Annotated in this window: 17 protein-coding genes; 13 read left to right on the top strand and 4 right to left on the bottom strand. The window is 43.4% G+C overall.

The genetic code is table 11. The features are described 5' to 3' along the window. The first annotated feature begins 196 nt into the window (after positions 1-196). The 4 genes from AC3CH4_RS07275 to AC3CH4_RS07290 all read left to right on the top strand — a co-directional run bounded on the left by AC3CH4_RS07275 (position 197) and on the right by AC3CH4_RS07290 (position 5,024). Entirely contained in the window at positions 197-1,069 is an 873-nt protein-coding gene (locus tag AC3CH4_RS07275) for a LysR family transcriptional regulator (RefSeq protein WP_121603296.1), read from the top strand. A 280-nt stretch (positions 1,070-1,349) separates the two neighbouring features. Then, entirely contained in the window at positions 1,350-2,285 is a 936-nt protein-coding gene (dmeF, locus tag AC3CH4_RS07280) for a CDF family Co(II)/Ni(II) efflux transporter DmeF (protein WP_237290502.1), read from the top strand. Beyond that, positions 2,263-2,679 carry a MarR family winged helix-turn-helix transcriptional regulator gene (locus AC3CH4_RS07285; RefSeq protein ID WP_004733937.1) on the top strand — a complete coding sequence of 139 codons (417 nt, stop codon included), beginning with the start codon at positions 2,263-2,265 and terminating at the stop codon, positions 2,677-2,679. Before dmeF ends, AC3CH4_RS07285 begins: the two co-directional genes overlap by 23 nt. 623 nt (positions 2,680-3,302) lie before the next feature. After that, positions 3,303-5,024 (top strand): methyl-accepting chemotaxis protein, encoded by a 1,722-nt coding sequence (locus tag AC3CH4_RS07290; RefSeq protein ID WP_488518888.1) that lies wholly within the window; start codon positions 3,303-3,305, stop codon positions 5,022-5,024. A gap of 140 nt (positions 5,025-5,164) precedes the next feature. Here AC3CH4_RS07290 and AC3CH4_RS07295 read toward each other — a convergent pair whose 3' ends face one another. Next, entirely contained in the window at positions 5,165-5,404 is a 240-nt protein-coding gene (locus AC3CH4_RS07295) for a PAS factor family protein (protein WP_004733935.1), read from the bottom strand. Between the two features lie 239 nt (positions 5,405-5,643). On the opposite strand from AC3CH4_RS07295, the gene AC3CH4_RS07300 reads away from it, so the two are divergent. From AC3CH4_RS07300 to AC3CH4_RS07315, 4 genes are all read left to right on the top strand, one after another. Further along, positions 5,644-6,642, top strand: a complete 999-nt coding sequence (locus AC3CH4_RS07300; RefSeq protein WP_488543558.1) for a DHH family phosphoesterase — start codon at positions 5,644-5,646, stop codon at positions 6,640-6,642. A gap of 487 nt (positions 6,643-7,129) precedes the next feature. Further along, positions 7,130-9,319 (top strand): immunoglobulin-like domain-containing protein, encoded by a 2,190-nt coding sequence (locus AC3CH4_RS07305; protein ID WP_488543559.1) that lies wholly within the window; start codon positions 7,130-7,132, stop codon positions 9,317-9,319. 230 nt (positions 9,320-9,549) lie between these two features. Beyond that, positions 9,550-10,479, top strand: coding sequence for a LysR family transcriptional regulator (locus AC3CH4_RS07310; protein ID WP_488543560.1), 930 nt, complete (start codon positions 9,550-9,552; stop codon positions 10,477-10,479). Positions 10,480-10,651: 172 nt separating this feature from the next. Next, positions 10,652-12,697, top strand: a complete 2,046-nt coding sequence (locus tag AC3CH4_RS07315; RefSeq protein ID WP_488543561.1) for a TonB-dependent receptor domain-containing protein — start codon at positions 10,652-10,654, stop codon at positions 12,695-12,697. Between the two features lie 132 nt (positions 12,698-12,829). Here the strand turns inward: AC3CH4_RS07315 and AC3CH4_RS07320 are convergent, their stop codons facing one another. After that, entirely contained in the window at positions 12,830-13,585 is a 756-nt protein-coding gene (locus AC3CH4_RS07320) for a class I SAM-dependent DNA methyltransferase (protein WP_488543562.1), read from the bottom strand. A gap of 288 nt (positions 13,586-13,873) precedes the next feature. Continuing rightward, on the bottom strand, positions 13,874-15,169 hold the full coding sequence (locus AC3CH4_RS07325; RefSeq protein WP_488543563.1) for a sensor domain-containing diguanylate cyclase: 1,296 nt from the start codon (positions 15,167-15,169) through the stop codon (positions 13,874-13,876). A gap of 274 nt (positions 15,170-15,443) precedes the next feature. Between AC3CH4_RS07325 and AC3CH4_RS07330 the strand changes: the two genes are divergently transcribed. Then, a complete protein-coding gene (locus AC3CH4_RS07330; protein WP_473575278.1) occupies positions 15,444-15,968 on the top strand; it encodes a GNAT family N-acetyltransferase in 525 nt (174 codons plus the stop codon). Positions 15,969-16,293: 325 nt separating this feature from the next. Here the strand turns inward: AC3CH4_RS07330 and AC3CH4_RS07335 are convergent, their stop codons facing one another. Further along, on the bottom strand, positions 16,294-18,012 hold the full coding sequence (locus tag AC3CH4_RS07335; protein WP_146454549.1) for a S8 family peptidase: 1,719 nt from the start codon (positions 18,010-18,012) through the stop codon (positions 16,294-16,296). A 502-nt stretch (positions 18,013-18,514) separates the two neighbouring features. On the opposite strand from AC3CH4_RS07335, the gene AC3CH4_RS07340 reads away from it, so the two are divergent. The 4 genes from AC3CH4_RS07340 to sbcD all read left to right on the top strand — a co-directional run bounded on the left by AC3CH4_RS07340 (position 18,515) and on the right by sbcD (position 22,516). Further along, positions 18,515-19,111, top strand: coding sequence for a LysE/ArgO family amino acid transporter (locus tag AC3CH4_RS07340; RefSeq protein ID WP_114633473.1), 597 nt, complete (start codon positions 18,515-18,517; stop codon positions 19,109-19,111). A gap of 188 nt (positions 19,112-19,299) precedes the next feature. After that, positions 19,300-19,956: a glutathione S-transferase family protein gene (locus AC3CH4_RS07345; protein WP_488543564.1), complete on the top strand. Its 657-nt coding sequence runs from the start codon at positions 19,300-19,302 to the stop codon at positions 19,954-19,956. A 508-nt stretch (positions 19,957-20,464) separates the two neighbouring features. Beyond that, on the top strand, positions 20,465-21,037 hold the full coding sequence (locus AC3CH4_RS07350) for a porin family protein (RefSeq protein WP_065205291.1): 573 nt from the start codon (positions 20,465-20,467) through the stop codon (positions 21,035-21,037). Between the two features lie 225 nt (positions 21,038-21,262). Continuing rightward, positions 21,263-22,516 (top strand): exonuclease subunit SbcD, encoded by a 1,254-nt coding sequence (gene sbcD / locus AC3CH4_RS07355; RefSeq protein ID WP_488543565.1) that lies wholly within the window; start codon positions 21,263-21,265, stop codon positions 22,514-22,516. Positions 22,517-22,521 lie beyond the last annotated feature (5 nt).

Genomic DNA, 22,521 nt, shown 5'->3' on the forward strand with positions numbered 1-22,521 from the left:
TTGAGAAATCATGTTAGGCCTACAAAGTGGATAAGAGAAATTAATTATCTTTATTATCTTGATAAGGATTTCATATATCCTTAAAGTCTTAAGCTACAAACGAGATTCCCTATCACGTTCGTTCCTCACTGTAGGGAATGACGATGGGGCATTCTTTACTTTTAGGGAATGATATTAGTGACACGAGAGAGAGGACATGATGCTCGATATTAATTTGTTGAAGACGTTTGTGACGCTAGCGGAATACAAGCATTTCGGGAAAGCGGCCAATGCACTGCATATGACACAACCTAATGTGAGTTTGCACCTAAAACAACTGGAACAACAAACACGCATCAAGTTGATAGAGCGAAGTCCGTTTCAACTGACTCAAGCAGGCGAAAGGCTCTTAGAGACAAGCCTAAGAACGCTACTCGAACTCCAAATTTGTCAGGCCGATCTCAATGCGATTAACGATCTCAAAATAGGGACGTTAACCATTGCCGTAAGTGACATCATTTCTCGATTCTTGCTAATTCGCCCGTTCCAGAAGTTCAAAGCGCAGTATCCCGGCATTGACCTTACGCTCTTGAATACCACCTCATCTCAGGCATCGAGTTTAGTTAAAAATGCTCAAGCGGATATTGGTTTTGTTATCGCCAAAGAACAGCACAACGAGTCATTGTATTTCACTAAGCTGCAAGAGCTTTCTTGGTGCGCGCTAGGCGATGGGTTTGATATCCAAGACTCTGATGCAGAGCTCACTTTGATTCTACTTGGCCACGATACGAGAACGCGTGACTTCATTGATGAAGGTTTACCAAGCCTTAATCTACCTAATTATAGGGTGATGGAAGTAGGGAGTGTCGACGCTCAAATCGATTGGGCGGAAGCGGGATTTGGTGTGGCGATTGTTCCTGAATTTGCGGTATCCACCAAGCAGCATTTGCATTCGAAAGTGACACCGTTGATGAACTTTTCTAGCACCAGTCTTGGTTATATTGTTCGGCAGAACCAAGTGTTGTCGAAAGCCACCAAGCAATTGTTAGGTTGGGTGAATGATGAGATTACCCTGCTGCAAAACCAATAACTCCATCTGATCTTAGTAGCCCACCTCGTGTGGGCTTTTTTGTGTCTGCAAAGCGCAGCTGTTTCTCCACCTAATAGGCTGTCGAGCTAATTAGATCCCCCTATAAATTATTACTCTCCCAAATCAGAGCCTTAAAATTCATCGTTGACAATGTTTGATAATCAAACTAAATTCCATTTATTGATTTGATTATCAAACTACTTGTAAATCAAAGCACTTTTTTAGCAAGATTAATCAGTAACGACTCCTAACATTGAACACACGAGCTAAGGACGCCATTTTGAGTTTTCCAACACGTCACCAACACAACTTTTCTTCACATAACAGCCAAGGTGAAAAGCGTACTTTCTACGTTCTCTTGTTAACTATCATCACCATGGTTGTCGAGATCGTTGCCGGTACTATTTACGGCTCTATGGCGTTACTTGCCGATGGTTGGCACATGGGGACGCACGCTGCAGCGTTTGGCATCACCTTATTTGCATACCGTTATGCGAAGAAACATGCGGAGAGCGAACGTTTCTCTTTCGGCACTGGCAAAGTCAGTGTGCTAGGCGGCTACACCAGCGCGATCGCATTGGGAATTGTGGCGTTATTGATGCTGGTGGAGTCGGTGCATCGCTTATTCAACCCGCAAGCAATTCAGTTTAACGAAGCGATTATCGTGGCATGTATCGGTTTGACGGTGAATGTCGTCAGTATGTTTTTGCTCGGGGATCATCATCATGATCACGGACACGAGCATGGCCACAATCATAATAAGAATCATGAACATCATCACGATCACAACTTACGAGCAGCTTACATGCACGTCTTGGCCGATACATTGACGTCTCTGCTGGCGATCGTCGCACTGCTATTTGGTAAGTTTTACGGCTGGAACTGGTTAGATGCAGCAATGGGAATGGTTGGTGCATTTGTCATTGCCAAGTGGACGATGAACCTTATGAAACAAACCAGCCCAATCCTGCTGGATGAGAATATCGACCAAGATTATCGTGACTCAGTGACCAAAACCTTAACGCCTTATGCGACCGTAACCGACTTACACATGTGGAAGGTGAGTGGGCATCACTATTCAGCAGCGATTACTCTTGAATCAAACAGTGATAAAACCGTCTCTGAATATAAACAAATGCTCGCCAAGTTTGATAAGATTAATCATCTTACTCTTGAAGTGCATTCAAACGACCATGCGAAATATAGAACAGCTTAACCAAATACTGACTGAGTTCTACGATAAAATGTCTTCGTGGGAGCAGTCTGTTGTCAAAGAGACAGGTTATTCCCTTGCTCAAGTACATACCATTGAAGTGCTTGGTATGCATGGCGCGTTAAGAATGAAAGAGCTCGCTGAAAAGTTGGGTATCACCACGGGTACGCTTACCGTTCAAATCGAAAAGTTGGTTAAAGCTGAATTGATTGAGCGCCATGAACACCCAACCGATCGTCGTGCGATTGTGGTTGCCTTGACGGATGAAGGGCAGAAGATACACGTTCACCACAATCAGCTTCACTTGAATTTGGTTAGTGGACTAACACAAGACATCGAAGAAGATGAGAAAGCGGTGTTATTGAAGTGCCTAACCAAGATGGTGAAAGCGTTTTAGTCAGCCTTGAGTTCGCACCCTAACTCTTTAGCTGCAAAGCGATTGACTAGACAATCAAAAAATGGACCTGACTCGAATTGAGTAGGTCCATTTTTTTCGCCGTTTACGCTTTACTGTACAATCATCAATAGACGGATTCACTGTTTAAAAACCAAGTCAAAACCTCCACTATTGCGCTTCGCTCGTGCTCTTCTGGAGAGCCAAAAAAATGTCATCATAAATAATACATCCAAATGTGCTTCAAAGTCTTTTAATTCAATGCCTTGTATACCATGGCATTCAAGCTATTTATGTTCCGTCAAATAGCTGTCTCTCACTTTTATCATTCAACTAATGTACATGTATTCAATTTGTGTTATTGATGCTTTTATCTTTAGTGAAAAGATTCATTCTCTGTTTGAATACCATTGAGAATGTCACTGCTGGTGGGCTGAACAGTCGCTAGATTTAGTGCTCATTACTGATACAAAAACCATAACCATAACAATAACCAGGTCGCACGAGTTGTATACCATGCTTAGATGCGATCAATTAGATACTCAAAGTTAATTTAGTAAAGACGAGCCACGTATATGAATATAAAGAAAAAGCTCTATTCGTTGGGGATGTTCTCCATCTTCGGCATGATTTCACTGTTGTTTACCACATCGCAATTTGCAGACACCACCGCTCAAATGAGCGAAGCCAAACAAATCACCAAAGAACTTGAAGTGCGACTACTCAATCTTCGCCGTAACGAGAAAGATTTCCTATTACGTAGTGATATGAAGTACCTCGCCAAGTTCGACGCAAACTACAATAAATTCTTAGCGTCTGAATCTGAGCTCAATGCAGTGCTCAGTGATTTAGGTTTAGCCAACAGCGCACACCTACGTGAAGATATTGAAACCTACCACACAAGCTTTGTTAACTTAGTAAAAGCGAGTGAAGTGTATGGATTAGTACGTGACAAAGGTTTGCTCGGCCAGTTTCATGAAGAGCTAGACAGCATCAGTGCAACAGTCGGCGCAGAGCAAAAAGTAGAGCTGTACCTGTTTAACGATCTGATTGAAAAGGGCACATTTGACCCAAGCGTTCTTTCTATTACTTCGAATGCAAGGTCAAGTGCACTTTTAGATGCTGCAAAGCAAGTCGTTGCGCAGAAGCGTGTGATTGGATTGAAGCATAACGAAGGTTTGTTAGGGCAAGCACGCTCAGGTTCTCACGCGATTGAAACTCAATTTAAAGAGTTCTCAGCGGTATTGGACCAAGAAACCCAACAAGAGATGGACAAACTATCGCTGATCAACAACATTCTTTGCGTCACGCTACTCGTGTCGATCATTCTGTTCAGCTGGTTAATCGTCCGTTCTATTATTGGTAAAATCGAATCTCTACTTTCAGTGATTCGTAATATTGTTGATTCGAACGACGTGTCTATTCGTTCACACCTAGATGGTAAAGATGAACTGAGCACGTTAGGTCAATACTTCAACCAACTGTTGGATCAGCTTGAAGGCTTGATCGCTGCATCTCAATCTAAGTCACTGCAACTGACCCAAAGCACGTCGAACATGCATGACGAGCTAGAGTCAGTAATCAAACAGTTTGAAGTTCAAGCAAATCACACCTCTACAATGACTACGTCAGTGCAAGAGATGGTACTCACCATTGGTGAAATATCAGAAAGCACATCAGTTGCGGCTGAAGGTGTTCATCAAGCAAAAGTGAATGCCGATAAAGGCCGTGAAGTGGTGGTCGATACGATCAGCAATATTACCCAGTTATCTGAGCGCCTTTCAAGCAGCCAAGATTCAATAAGCTCGCTGAATCATCATGTTGATCAAATCGGCGATGCAGTGAACATCATCCAAGGCATTGCAGAACAAACCAACTTATTGGCATTGAACGCGGCCATTGAAGCGGCACGCGCCGGTGAACAAGGCCGAGGCTTTGCCGTGGTTGCAGATGAAGTTCGAGCTCTTGCAAGCAGAACGCATCAATCAACAACCGAAATCACCAGCGTTGTTACGGCAATTCAAAGCCAAATGAACGCTTCGATGACCGAGATTGGTGAATGTAACCAACAAGGCCAACTGACTTTGAAAGATTCGGAAGAGCTCGATGCTAGCCTGCAGCTTATCTTAAGCGATATGGAAAGCATCCAAGGTAATTCTGAGCGTATCGCATCAGCAATTGAAGAGCAGGGTGCTGTTATGGCACAAGTGAGTGACTCAATCACCGAGTTAAACACCATCTCTAACGACAACAACGCATCAGCTCAGCACTGTTTAGTTGAAGTTGACAAGGTCGCAGAGCAAGCCCATGACATGGATAAAGCGGTGGCGCAGTTCAAGACTTCTTAAAATTTAGAGTAAACTAAACCAAAGGCGTGGATCATCTGCGCCTTTTTTGTGCCTAAAATTCAACTAGATAAATGACGAGAATAAAAACGGCCCGATCTGGGGGAAGATCTGGGCCGTTATATTACGTATTTAAAGGGGAATTACTTATTTCGGCCTTCCAGCACATCCAGTGCCAGCTCAACCGCTTTATCAATATTGTCGCATCCCGCTAACTTACCTGAGCTGATAGGACCAAGCACATTAGCGTATAACGAGAGCTGCTTGTTAAATGGCAGGCTCAACTGCTCATATAACCGCTGTCTAATCTCGGCATGTTGCTCAGGAGCGTGAGCAGCAAGGCTTTTCAAAGTGTCATAAACAAGAGTGGTGGTAGTGTTCATTCGTCTCTTTATCATTAAGTGGGAGGCGCTTATTTTATAATCTTTTCAGGTTTGTTTACTGTGATATAAGTCATACAATATTATTAATGTGTTTATCTTTTGAATCTAATGAGAATAAGGCATTCCAAAATAGACTTAAGTATCTGTGAAATATAACTAAAATAATGACAGACTATCGAACACACGAACGAATTGGCGCGTTTCTGGCAAACGGTTAAATCTATAGGAAGAGGAACAACATGCACTACGACGTATTCAACGGAGACGCAGATGGCATAATCGCGTTGTTACAGCTGCGATTAAGTGAGCCAAGAGAGAGCGTGCTCGTTACTGGTGTAAAGCGTGATATTAAGTTGGTCTCTCAAGTTGTTACTCAAATGATGGAGCCGGGCAAGCAAGGTGACGTTTCATCCGTTACTGTTTTAGATGTGTCGATGGAGAAAAACCTGCCTGCATTGCACTCACTGCTAGACGCCAACATCAAGGTATTTTATTGCGATCACCACCAAACAGGAGATGTACCAACTTCTGAGCATTTAGATACTCTGATTGATACCGCGCCAGAGAGCTGCACGAGCTTGCTGATAAACCAGAAGCTGAATGGTGCGCATGTGGCTTGGGCAATCGCAGCTGCCTTTGGCGACAATCTAAAAACTGTGGCCGCGCGGCTAGCGGATGAAAATGGATTCGATCAATCTCAAACTGAGTTTTTAGAAGAGCTAGGTACCTTGGTTAACTACAACGGTTACGGTTCGTCACTCAGTGATTTGCATTTCACGCCAATTGAGCTCTACCAAACCCTTTATCAATACCCGAACCCATTTGACCTTTTAGATGATAAAAACTCTGTGTTTTATCGACTACGATCTGCTTATCAAAATGATCGCCAACAACTATCAAACCTTGCTCCTGTTTATGAAAGTGAAGTCGCACGCGTGTTTGAACTGCCAGGTGAGACGTGGGCAAGGCGCATCAGTGGTGTATTTGGTAATGAAATCGTTAATCAAGATCCAAACCGAGCGCAAGCAGTATTAACGAAAAACCAAGATGGCTTGTCTTACACGGTGAGCTTACGGGCACCATTATCAAACAGAACGGGCGCAGACGAAATTTGTTCTAGTTTTGATACGGGTGGTGGAAGAAAAGCAGCAGCGGGTATCAATCAACTCAATGAAGAGAATAAGATGAATTTTATTTCATTAATTGATACTTATTATTCACCTGATGTTAAAGGCTAACTGAAAAATAGTCGGGGTGATCATATAAAATTCCACAAATTTTCACTCCTATATTCCGTTATACGTGTGTATCTCTAGCACATGTATGACGACTATATCCAAGCTATTTTAGTGATGTCACTCGCAATGGTATCTGGTCTGAGGTCAGTAATTACGGTGTGTTTGAATCGATTTTTGTCGATTTAAAGTTCGTTTTTTCCCATTGGTGATTTTTTATGTTTTCGGTTAATTATCTATGTGAATTAAGGTTGATTAAATATTTGCATGGTCAATGTGTTCGGCCGAAAATAACAGCTTTTAGCATTTCATTTTGAATGAAAAGTCAAAATCATATTGATTCTGATATTCAATCTGTGACTTAAAATCACAAGTTAAATCAAAGGTCATCTTTTCCTATAAATTCCATTACTTCTCTATAAATATTCATGATTACAATGAATTGGTTCGGTTGTGATTGGCACAGCTGTTAAGTAAGGAAGTGGGACTAATGTTGAAACGTAAAGCTCTACAATTAGCTGTATCGGTCGGCATGGCCGCAATGTCTGGCGCTGTTTATGCGAATGGTTCAGATATGACGAATCCAGATTCTGGTGTCGTGGTCGGGTATTGGCACAACTGGTGTGACGGTGGCGGCTACCAAGGTGGTAATGCGCCATGCGTGACGCTGGATGAAGTAAACCCAATGTATAACATCGTGAATGTGTCATTCATGAAGGTTTACGATGTGGCTGATGGTCGAATCCCAACTTTTAAACTGGACCCAACCATTGGGCTTTCAGAAGAACAATTTATTGACCAAATTTCTGAACTCAACAAACAAGGCCGTTCTGTACTGATAGCGCTAGGTGGTGCTGATGCACACGTAGAGCTAGAAACTGGTGATGAAAGAGCCTTTGCTGATGAGATTATCCGTCTTACTGAGCGTTACGGTTTCGATGGCCTAGATATCGACCTTGAACAAGCAGCTGTAACCGCAGCAAACAACCAAACCGTGATTCCTGATGCTCTTAAGCTAGTGAAAGACCACTACCGTGCCGAAGGTAAAAACTTCCTTATTACTATGGCGCCTGAGTTCCCGTATCTAACGACAGGCGGTAAGTACGTTCCATATATCGATAATCTAGAAGGTTATTACGACTGGATTAACCCACAATTCTACAACCAAGGTGGCGACGGTATCTGGGTTGACGGTGTGGGCTGGATTGCTCAAAACAACGATGCATTAAAAGAAGAATTCATCTACTACATCTCTGATTCGCTTATCAACGGAACGCGTGGCTTCCACAAAATTCCACATGACAAGCTGGTGTTTGGTATTCCTTCTAGCATTGATGCTGCAGCAACCGGTTTTGTGCAAGATCCTCAAGATTTATACGACGCGTTCGAGACCTTAACGACTCAAGGCCAACCCCTGCGTGGTGTAATGACTTGGTCTATCAACTGGGACATGGGCACTAACAAAAATGGTCAACAATACAACGAGCAGTTTATTAAAGATTACGGCCCGTTTGTCCACGGTCAAGTGACGCCACCACCAGTAGAGGGTGAGCCAGTTCTTAAAGGTGTCGAAAATGCCCGTGTTCTTCACGGCACAACGTTTGACCCAATGGAAGGCGTAACGGCAACCGATAAAGAAGACGGTGATCTAACGTCATCAATCGATGTTGAAGGTTACGTGGAAACCAGTGTGATTGGCACTTACGTTCTAACTTACCGAGTGAAAGACAGCGATAACAACGAAACCACTAAAGCGAGAACGGTAGAGGTTTACAGCCAGAAGCCAGTTTTTAATGGTGTGTCTGACACAACTGTTGTGTCGGGAACTGCATTTGATGCTATGGCAGGCGTAACGGCGAATGATGCTGAAGATGGCGACCTAACAAGCACTATCACACACACTGGCAGTGTCGATGTAAATGAAATCGGAAACTACACGCTTGTGTATAGCGTAACAGACAGCGCGAACCAAACTGTAACCGCTGACCGTAAAGTGTCTGTGACGGATGGTTCTAACTGTGCTGCTGCATGGGATGCCGACACCGTTTATGTTGAAGGTGATCAAGTCTCTCATGACGGTTCAACGTGGGGAGCAGGTTGGTACACTCGCGGCGAAGAACCAGGAACAACAGGTGAGTGGGGCGTTTGGAGAAAGGTTTCAGACTCTTCATGTGGTGGTAACCCAGATCCGGGCGATGACTTAGAGCTTGCAGTTTCAGGCCTTCAGTCAGAATATGCGCCAGATAACGGCAATGTTCGTTTAGACCTAACACTGACATCAAATGAAGCTTTAGATGTTACGGCTATGGTGATCAACAGTGCAGGGACTGTGGTTGAGCAAACTCAGGTTAACTTAATGGACAGCCGCGCTATTACCATGGACTTATACGATGTAGCGAAAGGGCAATATGCACTTGAGGTTGTCGGCAAGGCATCCGATGGTGAAATGGTGATGGTAAACGATTCGTTCACTGTTAAAGACGGTGGCGGAACGACTCCACCTCCAGGCGATTACCCTCCATATGAAGCCGGCACAAATTACGCAGCAGGTGACATTGTGGTAGGTAGCGACAATGGTCTGTACGAATGTAAACCTTGGCCATACACAGCATGGTGTGCAAGCGCATCTTACGCTCCAGCAGAAAGCCAATACTGGCAAGATGCTTGGACAAAGCTGTAGTCTGATAGCTCGACGTTAGCAATATAAAGTAGACGATCAAAGAGAGGCCATTGTGCCTCTCTTTTTTTATGTTCAAACATTTCTAACTTAGAGCTTCAAACCTTTCCTAACCTCAAACTCGGTTCTGCATTTTGCTCTAGATCAAAATAAGAGTGATTATCAATTGTATTAATGAGGTGGTAGATGCACTATGCGCACACTGAATTTTCTCTGTTGTGAATATTTGCATAATGAATCTTGCCCAAGTTGACCTAAACCTACTCGTTATTCTTAAACACCTTCTTGAAGAGAAGCACGTTTCCAACACGGCGTTGGCGTTGGATATGAGCCAACCTACGGTGAGCCGATCTCTACAAAAACTTCGCACTGTGTTCAACGATGATTTGTTGGTGCGAGCTGCTTATGGCTATGAATTGACCCCGAAAGCAGAGGTCATCAAGCAAGACCTCAACTCTGTGCTTACGCGCCTTGAGAAACTGGTTCACGGAGACGTGTTTGAACCACAAACGAGTGATAGTACGGTTCGTTTTTTTGGTTTGGTTCCTCAGGTTTCACACCTTTTGCCAAAAGTAGTGGCACAAATTCGTCAGCAAGCGCCGAATATGGTTGTCGATATCGACTCGATTCCTAAACGACACTTTGAGCCTCTGTTATCCGGTGATGCGCACTTTGTGTTGTCGACGCATGAGCCATTAAGTTCTGAACAAAACCTGTATCGAATGTTCGTAATCAGTCGCGATTATCGGTTATTAATGAGCAAAGACCACCCTCTGGCGGATAAAGAGATCACCGTTGATGACTTGTTGAATAGCCAACTTGGTCAAATCTCACTGCAAGGGGATAAGAAGCTCTCGATTGAAAGTCGATTTAAAGATCTTGGTTTAATTGATAAGCAGCGCCAACTATCGATCCCAATTCAGTTGTCCAACTTCAATATTGCTGCGGATATTGCGGAGACGACCGACATCATCTTTCACTTGCCGACACCATTTGCGACACAAGCTGCCAATCAACGAGATTTAATTTGTAAACGCGTTCCCAAAGCGATCAGAAGCCCATCAGAAGATGTTTATCTCTATTGGCATAAACGTTTCCATAATGACCCTATGTGTCGTTGGGTTCGTGATTTATTTAAAGAGATATACACCAAATCTATCTAGGTGGTGAATGCTATTGAGGTCATGCTATTAAAATGAATATGTATTGGTTTCATTATTTGAAAGTTGAATAGCGAGAATCAATTTTTGGCATGAAACTTTCGTTGATAAGAATGGTACCAGGTTGTTTAATGCAAACCATTATCATTACCAATCACACATAAGAATGAATATCATGTCTGAGAGCTCTCTTTTGATTCGCAAACCTCTTTTGGTTCGTAAACCCCTTTCGATCGCAGTCGCTGTTATTTGTACCTCACTTTCGGCTAACGTGTTGGCGCAAGAAGAAGCGCAAGCAACAGATGAGCAAATGGTTGTTACGGCAACTCGTACTGAAATGGCACTAAAACAAGCGCCGGCTTCAATGTCAGTGATCACCGCTCAAGACATTGAAGACAGCCCTGGTATTACCTTGGCTGACATCGTTGCAGAATCAACCAGTGTCGAATCTGACTTTGATAGCACACGTGCTGGCCGTCAGATGATCTCTATTCGTGGTATGGATTCAGATTACACGCTTATCATGGTGAATGGCCGTCGTCTAAGCTCGGCGAGTGCCATCATCCGTGGTAACGACTTCGACCTATCGACTATTCCTGCTGATTCAATTGAACGTGTTGAAATTATCCGCGGCCCAATGTCTGCACTTTATGGCTCCGATGGCATGGGTGGCACAATCAACATCATCACCAAGGCACCTGAAAATGATTGGAGTTCAACACTAAGTATGGACACGTCTTCACCGTTAGATGGTGATGGCGGTGAAGAGTACTCGATGGGCTTCACAACATCGGGCGCGTTAATTGAAGACGAATTGTTTGCTCGCCTATCTGTTAACCAAACTAGCCGTGATGCTTGGCAACCCTATTCTGGTACACATAGCTCTGGTTACGATCGTTCAGACATTACTGCGTTAGAAGAAAGAGAGACATTAAGCTTACTCGCGAGCCTGACATGGAATGCAACAGACAACCAAACCATCGATTTAGATTTTGGCTACAGTGACGACGAACGTGAATCATCTGCAGAAAACGTATCGTCTGTGATCGAGTCTGACACACGAGTAGTGCGTCAGAGCCAAGCGATTACGCACAGTGGCTTTTGGAGCTGGGGTGATACACAAGTTCGCTACTCACGCGAAAACGTGACTGACAACGACGCTGCGGATTCTGATACTAACTACAGCAGTGACGTAGAAGAGTTAACTCAAATAGCAGAAGCATCAGCGACGACTTATCTTGGTGAGAATCATACCGTAACGTTTGGTATGGACTATCAGTTGAGCGAATTAACCAACAAAGAAAACTTGGTCAATGGCACATCAGAAGCGTATCAAGGTGCGTTATTTGTTCAAGATCAATGGCTGATGACTGAGCAACTAACAGCAACCATCGGTGGTCGTTTAGATAAGCACGAATTGTACGGTGAAGAGTTCAGCCCGCGTGTGTATTTGGTGCATCAAACAACGAATGACCTGATCATTAAGGGTGGCGTGGGTAAAGCATTTAAAGCACCAACATTGACTCAAAACCAAGCCGACTACACAGTTAACAGTTGTAAAGGTGCTTGTGATTTATATGGTAATGAAGACCTGAAGCCTGAAACGAGCTGGAACTATGAGATTGCAGCGATATACAGCCAACCTCGTTGGAACGTTGAAGGTGCCTTGTTCCGCAATGAAATCAATGACCTTATTGAACGTGATGAAACCTACTGCGAGAACGGCGGAATGTTTGAATCGGGTAAAGGGTGTGCCGATAGTTCTAGCTCAACTGGCTATGTGAAAGGCAAACGCACTTATACCAATGTGTCTGAGGCTGTGGTTCAAGGTGCTGAGCTTACTGGCCAATTCCAAATAACGGATGAATGGGGCGTGTCAGGTAACTACACGTTCTTAGACACTGAAGATAAGTCTACCGGTGAAGAACTGCTTGAGCGTTACAAGCACTCGGGTTTAGTTAAACTGAACTGGAGCCCAACTTACGACCTGAACACCTTTATTAGTGCGCGTTACCGTGGTGAGCGTAATATCGAAACTGATTTGACTCAAGAAGCATACACTACGCTAAATATTGGTGGGGTATACAACATTAATGATTCGGTTAGAGTACGCGCAGGCATTACTAACTTGACTGACGAAGCGGTATCACAAGAGCTAGAGAGCATGGGTTATGTTGAAGAGCCACGCACTTACTACCTAGGTATGACCGCTGACTTCTAATCGAGAGTTCGAACACCGATAGCTTGATACAAAAGAACCCACACTGGCTGGATGCTCGATAAAGAGTACGGCGAGTGCGGGTTCCTTTTTGTCTGTGTTTGAATCTGGCTAATTCGTTTTGTATCGACTGACCTAGATTTTTACACAAGCGATCAGAGCATTACCTGATTTGGTATCCCAAGGTAACAGCTTGTCATAATCGTGCTCAAAAATATGAACCTCAAAGTAGGGCTTCAATATCTCGATCAACTCCTTAAACGAGAATGCCACCATCGGGTGTTCATCATTCCAAACTTGTGTCTCACCGGATGTTGTCTTTTCGATACTGAGTTTTAACGCCTGCTTGTCACCCTTGCCAGAGTAATACCAGCCTGAGCTGAACGTGAAATCATCTTGTTCAAGATTGGTGGTGTGTCGAACAAAAAGATCATTGCTGATCTTGTCTTTATCCACCACATTAAAACAGAAAATCCCCTCTGGTTTTAAAGCGCGATGTACGCTCTCAACACATTCTTTTAGCTTCTCGAAACCATCGTTGTAATGGATTGAGTATAAGAAGCAGGTGATCAAATCCAGAGGTTCTGCCACTTCAAAACTGCTCATGTTTTGCACCGAGAAATTGGCTTCGGGGCAGCGAATCTGAGCTATATCTAGCATTGGCGCGTTGAGATCGAGTCCATTACTTTGGTAACCAAAATCGATAAAGTGACGAACGTGTGGACCAGTGCCACAAGCTAAGTCGAGGTGAGTCTTTCCACCATTTCCGAAAATTTGATGTAGCCTACGTACGCAGTTACTTTGCGCTTGATAGTCAATATCAACACACATTAAATCGTAGTAACCGGATAGGTCGGTATAAAGTGCGTTGGAAGAAATAGTAGCTGACATATTGGCGGACATAAGTGCCTACAGCGTTAGCTGATATAATGAGGGTGGCGCATCATATACCGAAATGTCGAAATCGCAATCAAATATTCGATCAAGTTATGTGCTTTAATTCTCGGTGACTGTACCTTAATTATGTGCGGCTGTGCTCAATTTGTACGGTTAGCCGACTCATTTAGCGTTAGCTTAAAAAGGCGTTGGATTATGAAAGAGAGCCAGTGGATTATGAAGGAGAACTGGTGGGTTATGCAGGAGAGCCAGAGGAGCATGAAGGAGAGCAGGGAACTGCGATCAAGCTAGTGCTTCATAGCAAATCACATCATCGTTGATCGATACTTGATTTTTACCATTCGCTTTCGCACGATATAGTGCATCATCGGTAACACGAATAAGTGTATCAATGGTGTTGGCAGAGTGGCACTCGCATTGGTTGGTAACGCCAATACTCACGCTCGTTGTAAAAGCGCGGCGATTAATGCCAAAGAAGGTATGTTGGTTAAAGGTGTGGCAGATTCGTTCGCTGATGATTTTGGTATGGGCCGATTTCGCTTTTGGAATGAACACAATAAACTCCTCGCCACCCCAACGTCCAACTACACCACCTAACAACTCAATGTGAGTTTTAATGGTGTCTGCTAAGTGCCTAATCACCGTGTCACCCACTGTATGCCCAAATCGATCGTTAATCGATTTGAAGTCATCAATATCAATCAACAGACATGACATCTCCATATGCTGATTAACCGGCTTCTTGAGCCAATCGTAAATAGCACGGCGATTGAACACATGCGTTAAGTCATCATGCATCGCACGATGCAGCAACTCCCTTTCTAGTAATACTTTATCGGTGACTTCTTCAAGGATCACTTGTATCGCGTCTTCACCTTCCCAGTTAATCACGTTGTCATAGAGGTTGAAGTATTTGTGTGTGCCATCAAAGCATTGGTTAGACACCACGGAACTAAAGTTGGGTGTATTGCCATTGAGAATGTTCTCGCAGCGTCTGATGGCCGTTGAACGCTGATCTTCAGGTACGATGGATAGGATGGAGTCCATCGCAAGCACTTGCTCTATTGAGTCCGCACCTTGTTGTTCTACCCATGCTTGGTTGACCATTAAAGGTTTGAAGTTTCTATGGATCAGGATCCCTTGTTTCGATGTATTAAGTAGTTTGCGATACATGCGATCCGTTTCGTTACGTTTGCGCTGAGCTTCGACTACGGATGTGATGTCGATGATAGTGACTTGGAGGGCGGGTTTACTATTGAGTTCAATAATGTGTGATAGGCAAAAGATAGAGATGTTGCGGCCATTGGCTGGAATATCGGTGTACAATTTTCCTTTTTTTAGTTTTCCTTTTATGGCCTCTAAGTAACGTTTCTTGGCTAACTCTTGGTAACTGTCAGGAACTAACGCATAAACAAATTCAACGTTCAATAACAGCTCTTCACGGGTTCGGTAACCAAAGATCTGAGCGATCTCGTTGTCGACATCAATAATTCTGTGATTTTGCAATGTCATGCGCCCTTGCGCGGAATCGAAGTTCTGGCAGGGTGTCGTGGTGGTTAAATCTAATTGAATGCTCATATCGAACTGGCTACTTATTCGTTAAATTGAAACAGGTGTTGTTCCTCGGCGTAGTGACCACACAGGCATTGTGGAACACTTTTATGAAGAGACTAGATAAGAAAAATATGCTATCTAGGTAAGGTCAGTATGGCATTTATAATTTCATGATTAATCAGTAATTTTACTGATTCAAACCGAGTTCTTGAAAAGGAAACAATCAGGAAAGTCGGTCCGTAATTAAAGCCAAATCACTCAAGCTAAATAAGCGAACTAAACAAGGAGAGTTGAGGTAATGAAACCAGAAATAAAAGCACAGGATTCAATGGGAAACGGAACAGTATTGGAAAGCTGCACATCAATAGAAATTAAGCTTGATGACTTGTCGGGTGGGGAGGTCGTTGAATTGCTTGAAGAACACCTTGCCGATATGTATGCCACGTCACCGGCTGAGAGCGTTCATGCATTGGATCTGGATGGGCTCAAGTCGCCAGAAATTACCTTTTTCAGCGCTTGGAAAGGCAGCCAATTGCTTGGGTGTGTTGCCATTAAAGAGCTAAATACCCAACATGCTGAACTGAAATCGATGAGAACCTCACAGTTTGCTCGAAAGTCAGGTGTTGCAAGCCAACTGTTACAGCATGTAATAGACACAGCAACCGTTCGCCAGTATCGACAAATCAGTTTAGAGACAGGCTCAGAAGATTACTTTAAGCCAGCGCGTAACCTGTATGAAAAGTTTGGCTTTGGATACTGCGAACCCTTTGCTGACTATGTGTTGGATCCGCATAGCCAGTTCATGAGTATTGAGTTGCGTTAGATTCGGTCGAAATTGTAGATCGAAGTCAAAGAAAGATTCCCTATCACGTTCGTTCCTCACTGTAAGGAATGACGAGGAGGGGTGTATCTCTACGCAGAAAGTGACACGGTTGTAGTTCCTTGCTGTTAAGAGTGAGGTGGTTGTAGCGCCTCACAGTAGGAAGTGACGTGCACAACATTGACTTGATTCCCCAGCGTCATTCCAGAACCGAGGGACGAGGTATGTGGAATCTCTAACCGCAAAGCGAGATTCCCTATAATGCTCGTCCCTCGCTTTAGGGAATGACGATTATCCGGTCAATGACCAATGACCAATGGCTAAAGCGTTAGCGTGTTTCTAGTTCTGCAAATATCGCTTCTGCATCCACAACGCTGCCTGAGATAGAAAGGGTACGGAAAGGAACCAAATCTTCTGGGCTTGATGGCTTTTTAACAAGCAGCTCTGGGTAGATTTTTGATTCACCCATTAACATCGCCTTTAGCTCTTTGACCGATAAATCAGGATAGCGCGACCACACCAACGCAGCGACGCCAGAAACGACAGGCGCAGCCATACTTGTGCCACTTTTCGAACCGTAAGTATTCCCCGGTGTGGTTGACAGAATTCGATATCCCGGTGCAAATACATCAACCGATTTCTGACCGAAATTACTGAAGCTTGCGACCAAGGTTTCGTCTGCGTATTTCGCTGATGCGCCCACATCTAACCACGTTGAAATAGCCTTCGAGCGGTAGTGTTTAGCGTAGCGGTTTGGAAAGCTTGGTTTGATGTCGTTATCGTTGCGGCTGTTACCCGCAGAGTGAACGATCAATACGCCTTTACGAGCGGCATAACGGAACGCGTGGTCGACGATGTATTTACGTGGCGAGTAGCTTTTTCCGAAGCTCATGTTAATGATCTTCGCACCATTATCGACGGCATAGCGCACTGCGTTAGCAATGTCTTTGTCTCGCTCATCGCCATTTGGCACCATGCGTACCGCCATGATTTGGGCATGATCCGCGACACCTTCAATACCAATAAAATTGCCGCGTTCAGCAGCGATGATTCCAGCAACGTGTGTACCGTGTGAGCCTACAGGGCCTTTTACATCGTTGTTGCCGTAGCCTTTTTCCCAAGGGTTAGAAATGTCATCCCATACAATATCGCCACGCGTATCAAGATCTAAGTTAAGGTGGAAATCTAGAGAGTCTTGATAACGGCTACGACGTGATTCTAGATATTCAAAGGAGTACCATGAATCAAATACGCTCAAAAGCCCTTCAGCTGCTGTAACGACGCTAGCATTCTCACTATCTAACAGTGTTTTAAGACCGTTAGTAGAAAAGTCTTTTTGATCGACGAATTTAAGAATCTCTTCTTTGTACTCATTAGCTTGATTAGTTGCTGATGTTACGCGATTCAACGCATCTTGGTCATCTTTTAGAGACGACAAATAATCAGATTCAACACCTTGATAGTACTTGCGTTTCTTTCGAGGAATCCAATGTCCATTTTCTTTTAACTCGAGGTACTTTTTGTATTCTCTGGTGACCTCTAATGTATCTTGATCAACGTTAATACCTAACGAGTTACCCAGAAAGTTCCAGCCGTGGACATCATCGATGTAACCATTGCCATCATCGTCAATCCCGTTGTCTGGGATCTCGTCTTCATTGGTCCAAAGTTTGTTTTTGAGGTCTTCGTGTTCAACGTCGACACCCGAATCAAGAACGGCAACGATGACAGGTTGTGGTTGAAGAGGGGGCATCAAGTAGTCGTATACCACATCAGAACCCACGCCCTGAAGTCTTGTGTAGCTCGCCGATAAGTTAAACCAATCGCCGCGTTGTTCATCGGCGTTACTCATCATTCTCATAGAGAAGAACGAAGGTTGAATGGTTTCTCGTGAGTAATCCTCAACAATCGTGCCTTTTACATCTTGAATAAAAGGTGAGTTGATGGGTTGTGGCTCTGGGCTACTTTTGTTCAGAGTCGTAGCTGATACGTGGGTCGAAGCCATAATAGCTAGGGCTATAGTGGTAAGTCTTTGTCCGTGATTCATCTGTGGTGCATCCTTATCATTGTGCGACTAAATAGTTGTGCGACTAACGCTGACTTCTTCGAAACGAAGTGTACAACGCGCAATAAGTCAGTTAAGTGAGAGGGAAATGCCCGCTCAAAACGCAGTTAAAAGGTAATATGCAATCAGACTTGTATCATTCGCTTGGTCAATGAAATGGTAGGAAGATCTCACTGTGATCGATTTTTAATTCTCAAACTTTGAGCTAAATTCTATTAATAAAATCAACATTTATAAAATAGAGCTTGGAATTAAAGATGTTTAAAATCAAGTGATTGGATTGTTAATTATTGTATCGGAGGGTAGGGTAACTCGTTCCGAGTAGAGTCGAAGTATGCGTCTGCTCCTCGTCTTTTGGTTACTCTAATGGCCAAAAATACACGAAACGTGTCATTGATAAACAACAGAGTCACTTGTTAACAATCTGATTAATTGGCAGTATTGTGTCAATTATTACCGTCACTACTTTTACAGATCTTTTTCCATGACGACTTATTTTGCTGGTTTCTCTCTGGGGCTTTCGCTGATTCTTGCGATTGGCTCTCAAAATGCGTTTGTTTTAAAGCAAGGGCTTAAGAACCAACACGTATTGGCAATTTGCGCTGTATGTGCGATTTCTGATGCCTTACTCATTAGCTTTGGTGTGACGGGCTTTGGCGCAATCGTTAAGCAGTTCCCACAAATTGAGCAGTTCGCCCGTTATGGTGGGGCTATCTTTTTGGGTGTCTATTCATTCTTAAGCTTCCGTTCAGCATTTACTGAAAACCACGCCTTAGAAGCCACTGCTGAAACCAAAGACTCGCTAACTAAAGCGATTGCGATGTGTTTGGCATTCACTTGGCTTAATCCGCATGTGTATTTGGATACTGTGGTATTGCTGGGTTCTATCTCAACCCAATATCAACCTAACCAAATGTTGTTTGGCGCTGGTGCAGTATCGGCGTCGTTTGTGTTCTTCTTTTCACTTGGATATGGAGCACGCTTTTTGGCTCCAATGTTTAAGAACCCGAGATCGTGGAAGGTGTTGGAGTTTGTCGTTGGCGTGATCATGGCATCTATTGCAATATCTTTGATCGTCTAGTTACTCGTAATTAGGCATTCAAATATATTATCTAAAGTTCCCACTTAAAGTGACGACTTAAAATGACTGTCTTTAGTTGTCTTTGTATTTAATTATTTCCACAAAAATGGAATTATTTTTCGTCTTTCGGTTTTGGCGTTCGTCTTAGGGGTACAAATACAAATTAATGACCTAATTCGGAGTCAACCATGATTAAACTTGTTAGCTTTAAAAACTGCCCATTCGTTCAACGTGTAATGGGTGCTTTAGTAATGAAAAATGTCCCATTTGAAATTGAATACATTGAGCTAAACAATAAGCCTCAATGGTTCCTAGATATTTCGCCAAACGGACAAGTGCCGGTATTGATAACAGAAAATGACACGGTTCTGTTTGAGTCTGATGCAATTGTTGAATACCTAGACGATAAATATGCGCCGATAGAAGAGGTGTCTGCAGAGCAAAAAGCACTAGATCGCGCTTGGTCTTATCAGGCAAGCAAACATTACATGCCGCAATGTGGAACGATGGGCAGTAAAGATAAAGAAACCTTTGAGACACGTTTAGCGAATCTTCAAAAATCCTTCCAAAAGGCCGAGAACAAGCTGGGTGACAGCGACTTCTTCAAAGGCGATGACATCTCTAACGTCGACATCGCTTGGCTACCCCTGTTGCACCGAGCGTCAGTAATTAAAGAAGGCTCAGGTTTTGACATACTTGAGGGCTTCCCGAAAGTACAGAAGTGGCAATCGGCGTTGATTGAATCTGGCTTGACCGATAAAACCGTTCCTGCGGACTTTATTGAGAAGTTCAGCGGCTTCTACTTAACGAATAACTATTTGGCTAGTCTTGCTGAAGCTCGTTAATAATATGAATTAAATTGTAATATATTTTAATAGCAGGTTGTTCTAAATAAATGTCCTCCAAAAATAAAACTCATTCTTCTCTTTATATCTTTTATTGGGAAAAGAGAGAAACAGGATGAGTTTTTATATTTAGGCGTGAAGATTCAGGTTGTTTTTGAGAACGAGTGACAATTTGGCTAGTACGGTAACGACATGATTATAATGAACTTAATGTTGATGATGCTCAGGTTTACTATCAGGTTTATACGTATTTTAGTACTCGTTACTTCTCAGGAAATACATCTGTCTCATAAGTAAGACTGGATTAAATATCTATGATTGTTCGTTTGATGACCTAAAAATCTTGTGGTACTTTCTCATTCGCTCCGTAAATGAACAGTGTTTTATTATTCATTAGGGGCTGCTTATTTAATTTATTTTAAACAGTAACGCAACAGGTGAAATAGTGTCGGAAGCTATTGGCGGTTGATCAACGTTGCTGTAGGACAGACAAAAAAAGGGTATTTTCATGCTTAAATCATCATTTCTATTGGGCCTAGTTGGCTTAGTTTCACTTCCTACATTTGCTGCTGGTATCGAGGGTGGTCCATACATTGGCGCCGGCCTTGGTGTGTATCAAGACTCAGACACTGACGGCGCAGGTAATTTAGATGCTGAAAGCATGGGATATAGCCTTTACGGTGGTTACCAATTTAACCGCATTGTAGGTATCGAACTTGGTTACACGGATTATGCTGACTATGAATCATTTGGAACGAAGGTGTTTTCGCCAACATCGCTTTCTGTTGCAGCAAACCTTGGCTACACCTTCGATAACTCAATTCGTCCATTTGTACTAGCGGGCTTGAGCTACGTAGATTTGAACTCAAACAACGCTAGCTCTTTTGATGATGATTCTGGTGCCGGCTTTCATTTCGGTATTGGTGTTGAATACACGCCAGTAGAAAACCTAACATTACGTTTGATCTCACAAGCAGACGCAGTAAACATCGAATTCTTCGATAGAACAACGGGTAATCGATTGGAAAGCCGTGATGTAGCCTTTAGCACAGTAACTCTGGGTGCTTCATACAATTTCTAATGGCTTCTGTTAAATAGCTTAAAGCTAAAGCTAAAGCTAAAGCTATGGACACCCAAAACCGCTCTAACGTTGAGCGGTTTTTTTATGTCAAAAATAACGATTGCTCACGCTGTGGGCGGAGTTGGCCCAAAGCCTGAAATTAGTTGGTTTTCACAAGCTTATAAAAGGGAATTATCTCGACTATTTTGGTAGATTAAAGGTATTACAGACTTCCAGTGAGCAGCAATGAAGATTCTTCACACGTCCGATTGGCACCTTGGCCAAAACTTCTACAATAAAAGCCGTAAGAATGAACATGAACGGTTCTTACAATGGTTACTTGAGCAAGTCACAGAGCACGACATCGACGCGATCATTGTTGCTGGCGATATTTTTGATACCAGCACACCGCCGAGTTACGCTCGTGAGATGTATAACAAGTTTGTGGTCGACTCGAACAAGATCGGCTGTCAATTGTTGTTGTTAGGTGGAAATCATGATTCGGTGTCTGTGCTTAAAGAGACACAACAGCTGCTCAAATACATGGGTGCAGACGTGATTCCTAATACCAATGAAGATCATGCGACTCAGGTTGTCGAACTAAAAGGCAAGAACGGCGATGTAGAAGCGCTGGTTTGTGCCATTCCTTTTATTCGCCCTCGCGATGTGTTGACCAGCCAGGCGGGAGTCACTGGCGTTGAGCGTCAGAAGCAACTCGGAGATGCAATCAAACAGCACTACCAAAGTGTTTATGATGCCGCTGTAGAAAAACGTGCGACGTTTGAAAACAGCGAGCACATGCCGATTATCGCTACGGGTCATTTAACGGCGATGGGCGTTCAACAATCGGATTCGGTACGCGACATCTATGTCGGTAACCTTGATGGTTTTGCCGCTGATGGCTTCCCAGACGCAGATTATATTGCACTTGGTCATATCCACCGCCCACAAGTGGTGGCAAAGCGTGAATACATTCGTTACTGCGGCTCACCAATCCCATTAAGCTTTGATGAACTTAAATCTCAAAAGCAGGTCTGTGTGGTTGAATTTGTTGAGGGAGTGCGCACAATTTCTCAATTGCCAGTTCCAACGTTCCAACCCCTAGCTGAAATCAAAGGCGACTTGAGTGAAATCGAATCTCAACTGAATCAATATGTAGGCTTAGATAGCGAACAAAGCGTTTGGTTATCGATAGAAGTGCAAGCGCAAGATTACTTGTCGGATCTTCAAGAACGTATGCGCGCACTAACAGAAGGTTTGAATGTGGAAGTGCTTCAATTGCGCAGAGCAAGAGAACGTCGCAATCAAGCATTAGAGCAAGAGTCAGCAGAAACACTATCAGAATTGAGCCCGATGGACGTTTTTAGCAAGCGTATTGCCTTAGAAGAATTTGAAACCGATTCTGAAAAAGCACGTTTAGAGCGAATGACGGTGAAGTTTAAACAAGTGATGGTTGAAGTGTCTGAAAGCGCTCAAACACCAAACAAAGTAGAAGAGTAACCAGC

The sequence above is a fragment of the Vibrio sp. QJM3NY_26 genome (assembly GCF_057786005.1).

Bases quoted from the DNA above. Each gene is read 5' to 3' on its own strand.
- AC3CH4_RS07275 (WP_121603296.1), top strand. From the start codon at position 197: ATGATGCTCGATATTAATTTGTTGAAGACGTTTGTGACGCTAGCGGAA.
- AC3CH4_RS07285 (WP_004733937.1), top strand. From the start codon at position 2,263: ATGCGAAATATAGAACAGCTTAACCAAATACTGACTGAGTTCTACGAT.
- AC3CH4_RS07290 (WP_488518888.1), top strand. From the start codon at position 3,303: ATGATTTCACTGTTGTTTACCACATCGCAATTTGCAGACACCACCGCT.
- AC3CH4_RS07295 (WP_004733935.1), bottom strand. From the start codon at position 5,404: ATGAACACTACCACCACTCTTGTTTATGACACTTTGAAAAGCCTTGCT.
- AC3CH4_RS07300 (WP_488543558.1), top strand. From the start codon at position 5,644: ATGCACTACGACGTATTCAACGGAGACGCAGATGGCATAATCGCGTTG.
- AC3CH4_RS07305 (WP_488543559.1), top strand. From the start codon at position 7,130: ATGTTGAAACGTAAAGCTCTACAATTAGCTGTATCGGTCGGCATGGCC.
- AC3CH4_RS07310 (WP_488543560.1), top strand. From the start codon at position 9,550: ATGAATCTTGCCCAAGTTGACCTAAACCTACTCGTTATTCTTAAACAC.
- AC3CH4_RS07315 (WP_488543561.1), top strand. From the start codon at position 10,652: ATGTCTGAGAGCTCTCTTTTGATTCGCAAACCTCTTTTGGTTCGTAAA.
- AC3CH4_RS07320 (WP_488543562.1), bottom strand. From the start codon at position 13,585: ATGTCAGCTACTATTTCTTCCAACGCACTTTATACCGACCTATCCGGT.
- AC3CH4_RS07325 (WP_488543563.1), bottom strand. From the start codon at position 15,169: ATGAGCATTCAATTAGATTTAACCACCACGACACCCTGCCAGAACTTC.
- AC3CH4_RS07330 (WP_473575278.1), top strand. From the start codon at position 15,444: ATGAAACCAGAAATAAAAGCACAGGATTCAATGGGAAACGGAACAGTA.
- AC3CH4_RS07335 (WP_146454549.1), bottom strand. From the start codon at position 18,012: ATGAATCACGGACAAAGACTTACCACTATAGCCCTAGCTATTATGGCT.
- AC3CH4_RS07340 (WP_114633473.1), top strand. From the start codon at position 18,515: ATGACGACTTATTTTGCTGGTTTCTCTCTGGGGCTTTCGCTGATTCTT.
- AC3CH4_RS07345 (WP_488543564.1), top strand. From the start codon at position 19,300: ATGATTAAACTTGTTAGCTTTAAAAACTGCCCATTCGTTCAACGTGTA.
- AC3CH4_RS07350 (WP_065205291.1), top strand. From the start codon at position 20,465: ATGCTTAAATCATCATTTCTATTGGGCCTAGTTGGCTTAGTTTCACTT.
- sbcD (WP_488543565.1), top strand. From the start codon at position 21,263: ATGAAGATTCTTCACACGTCCGATTGGCACCTTGGCCAAAACTTCTAC.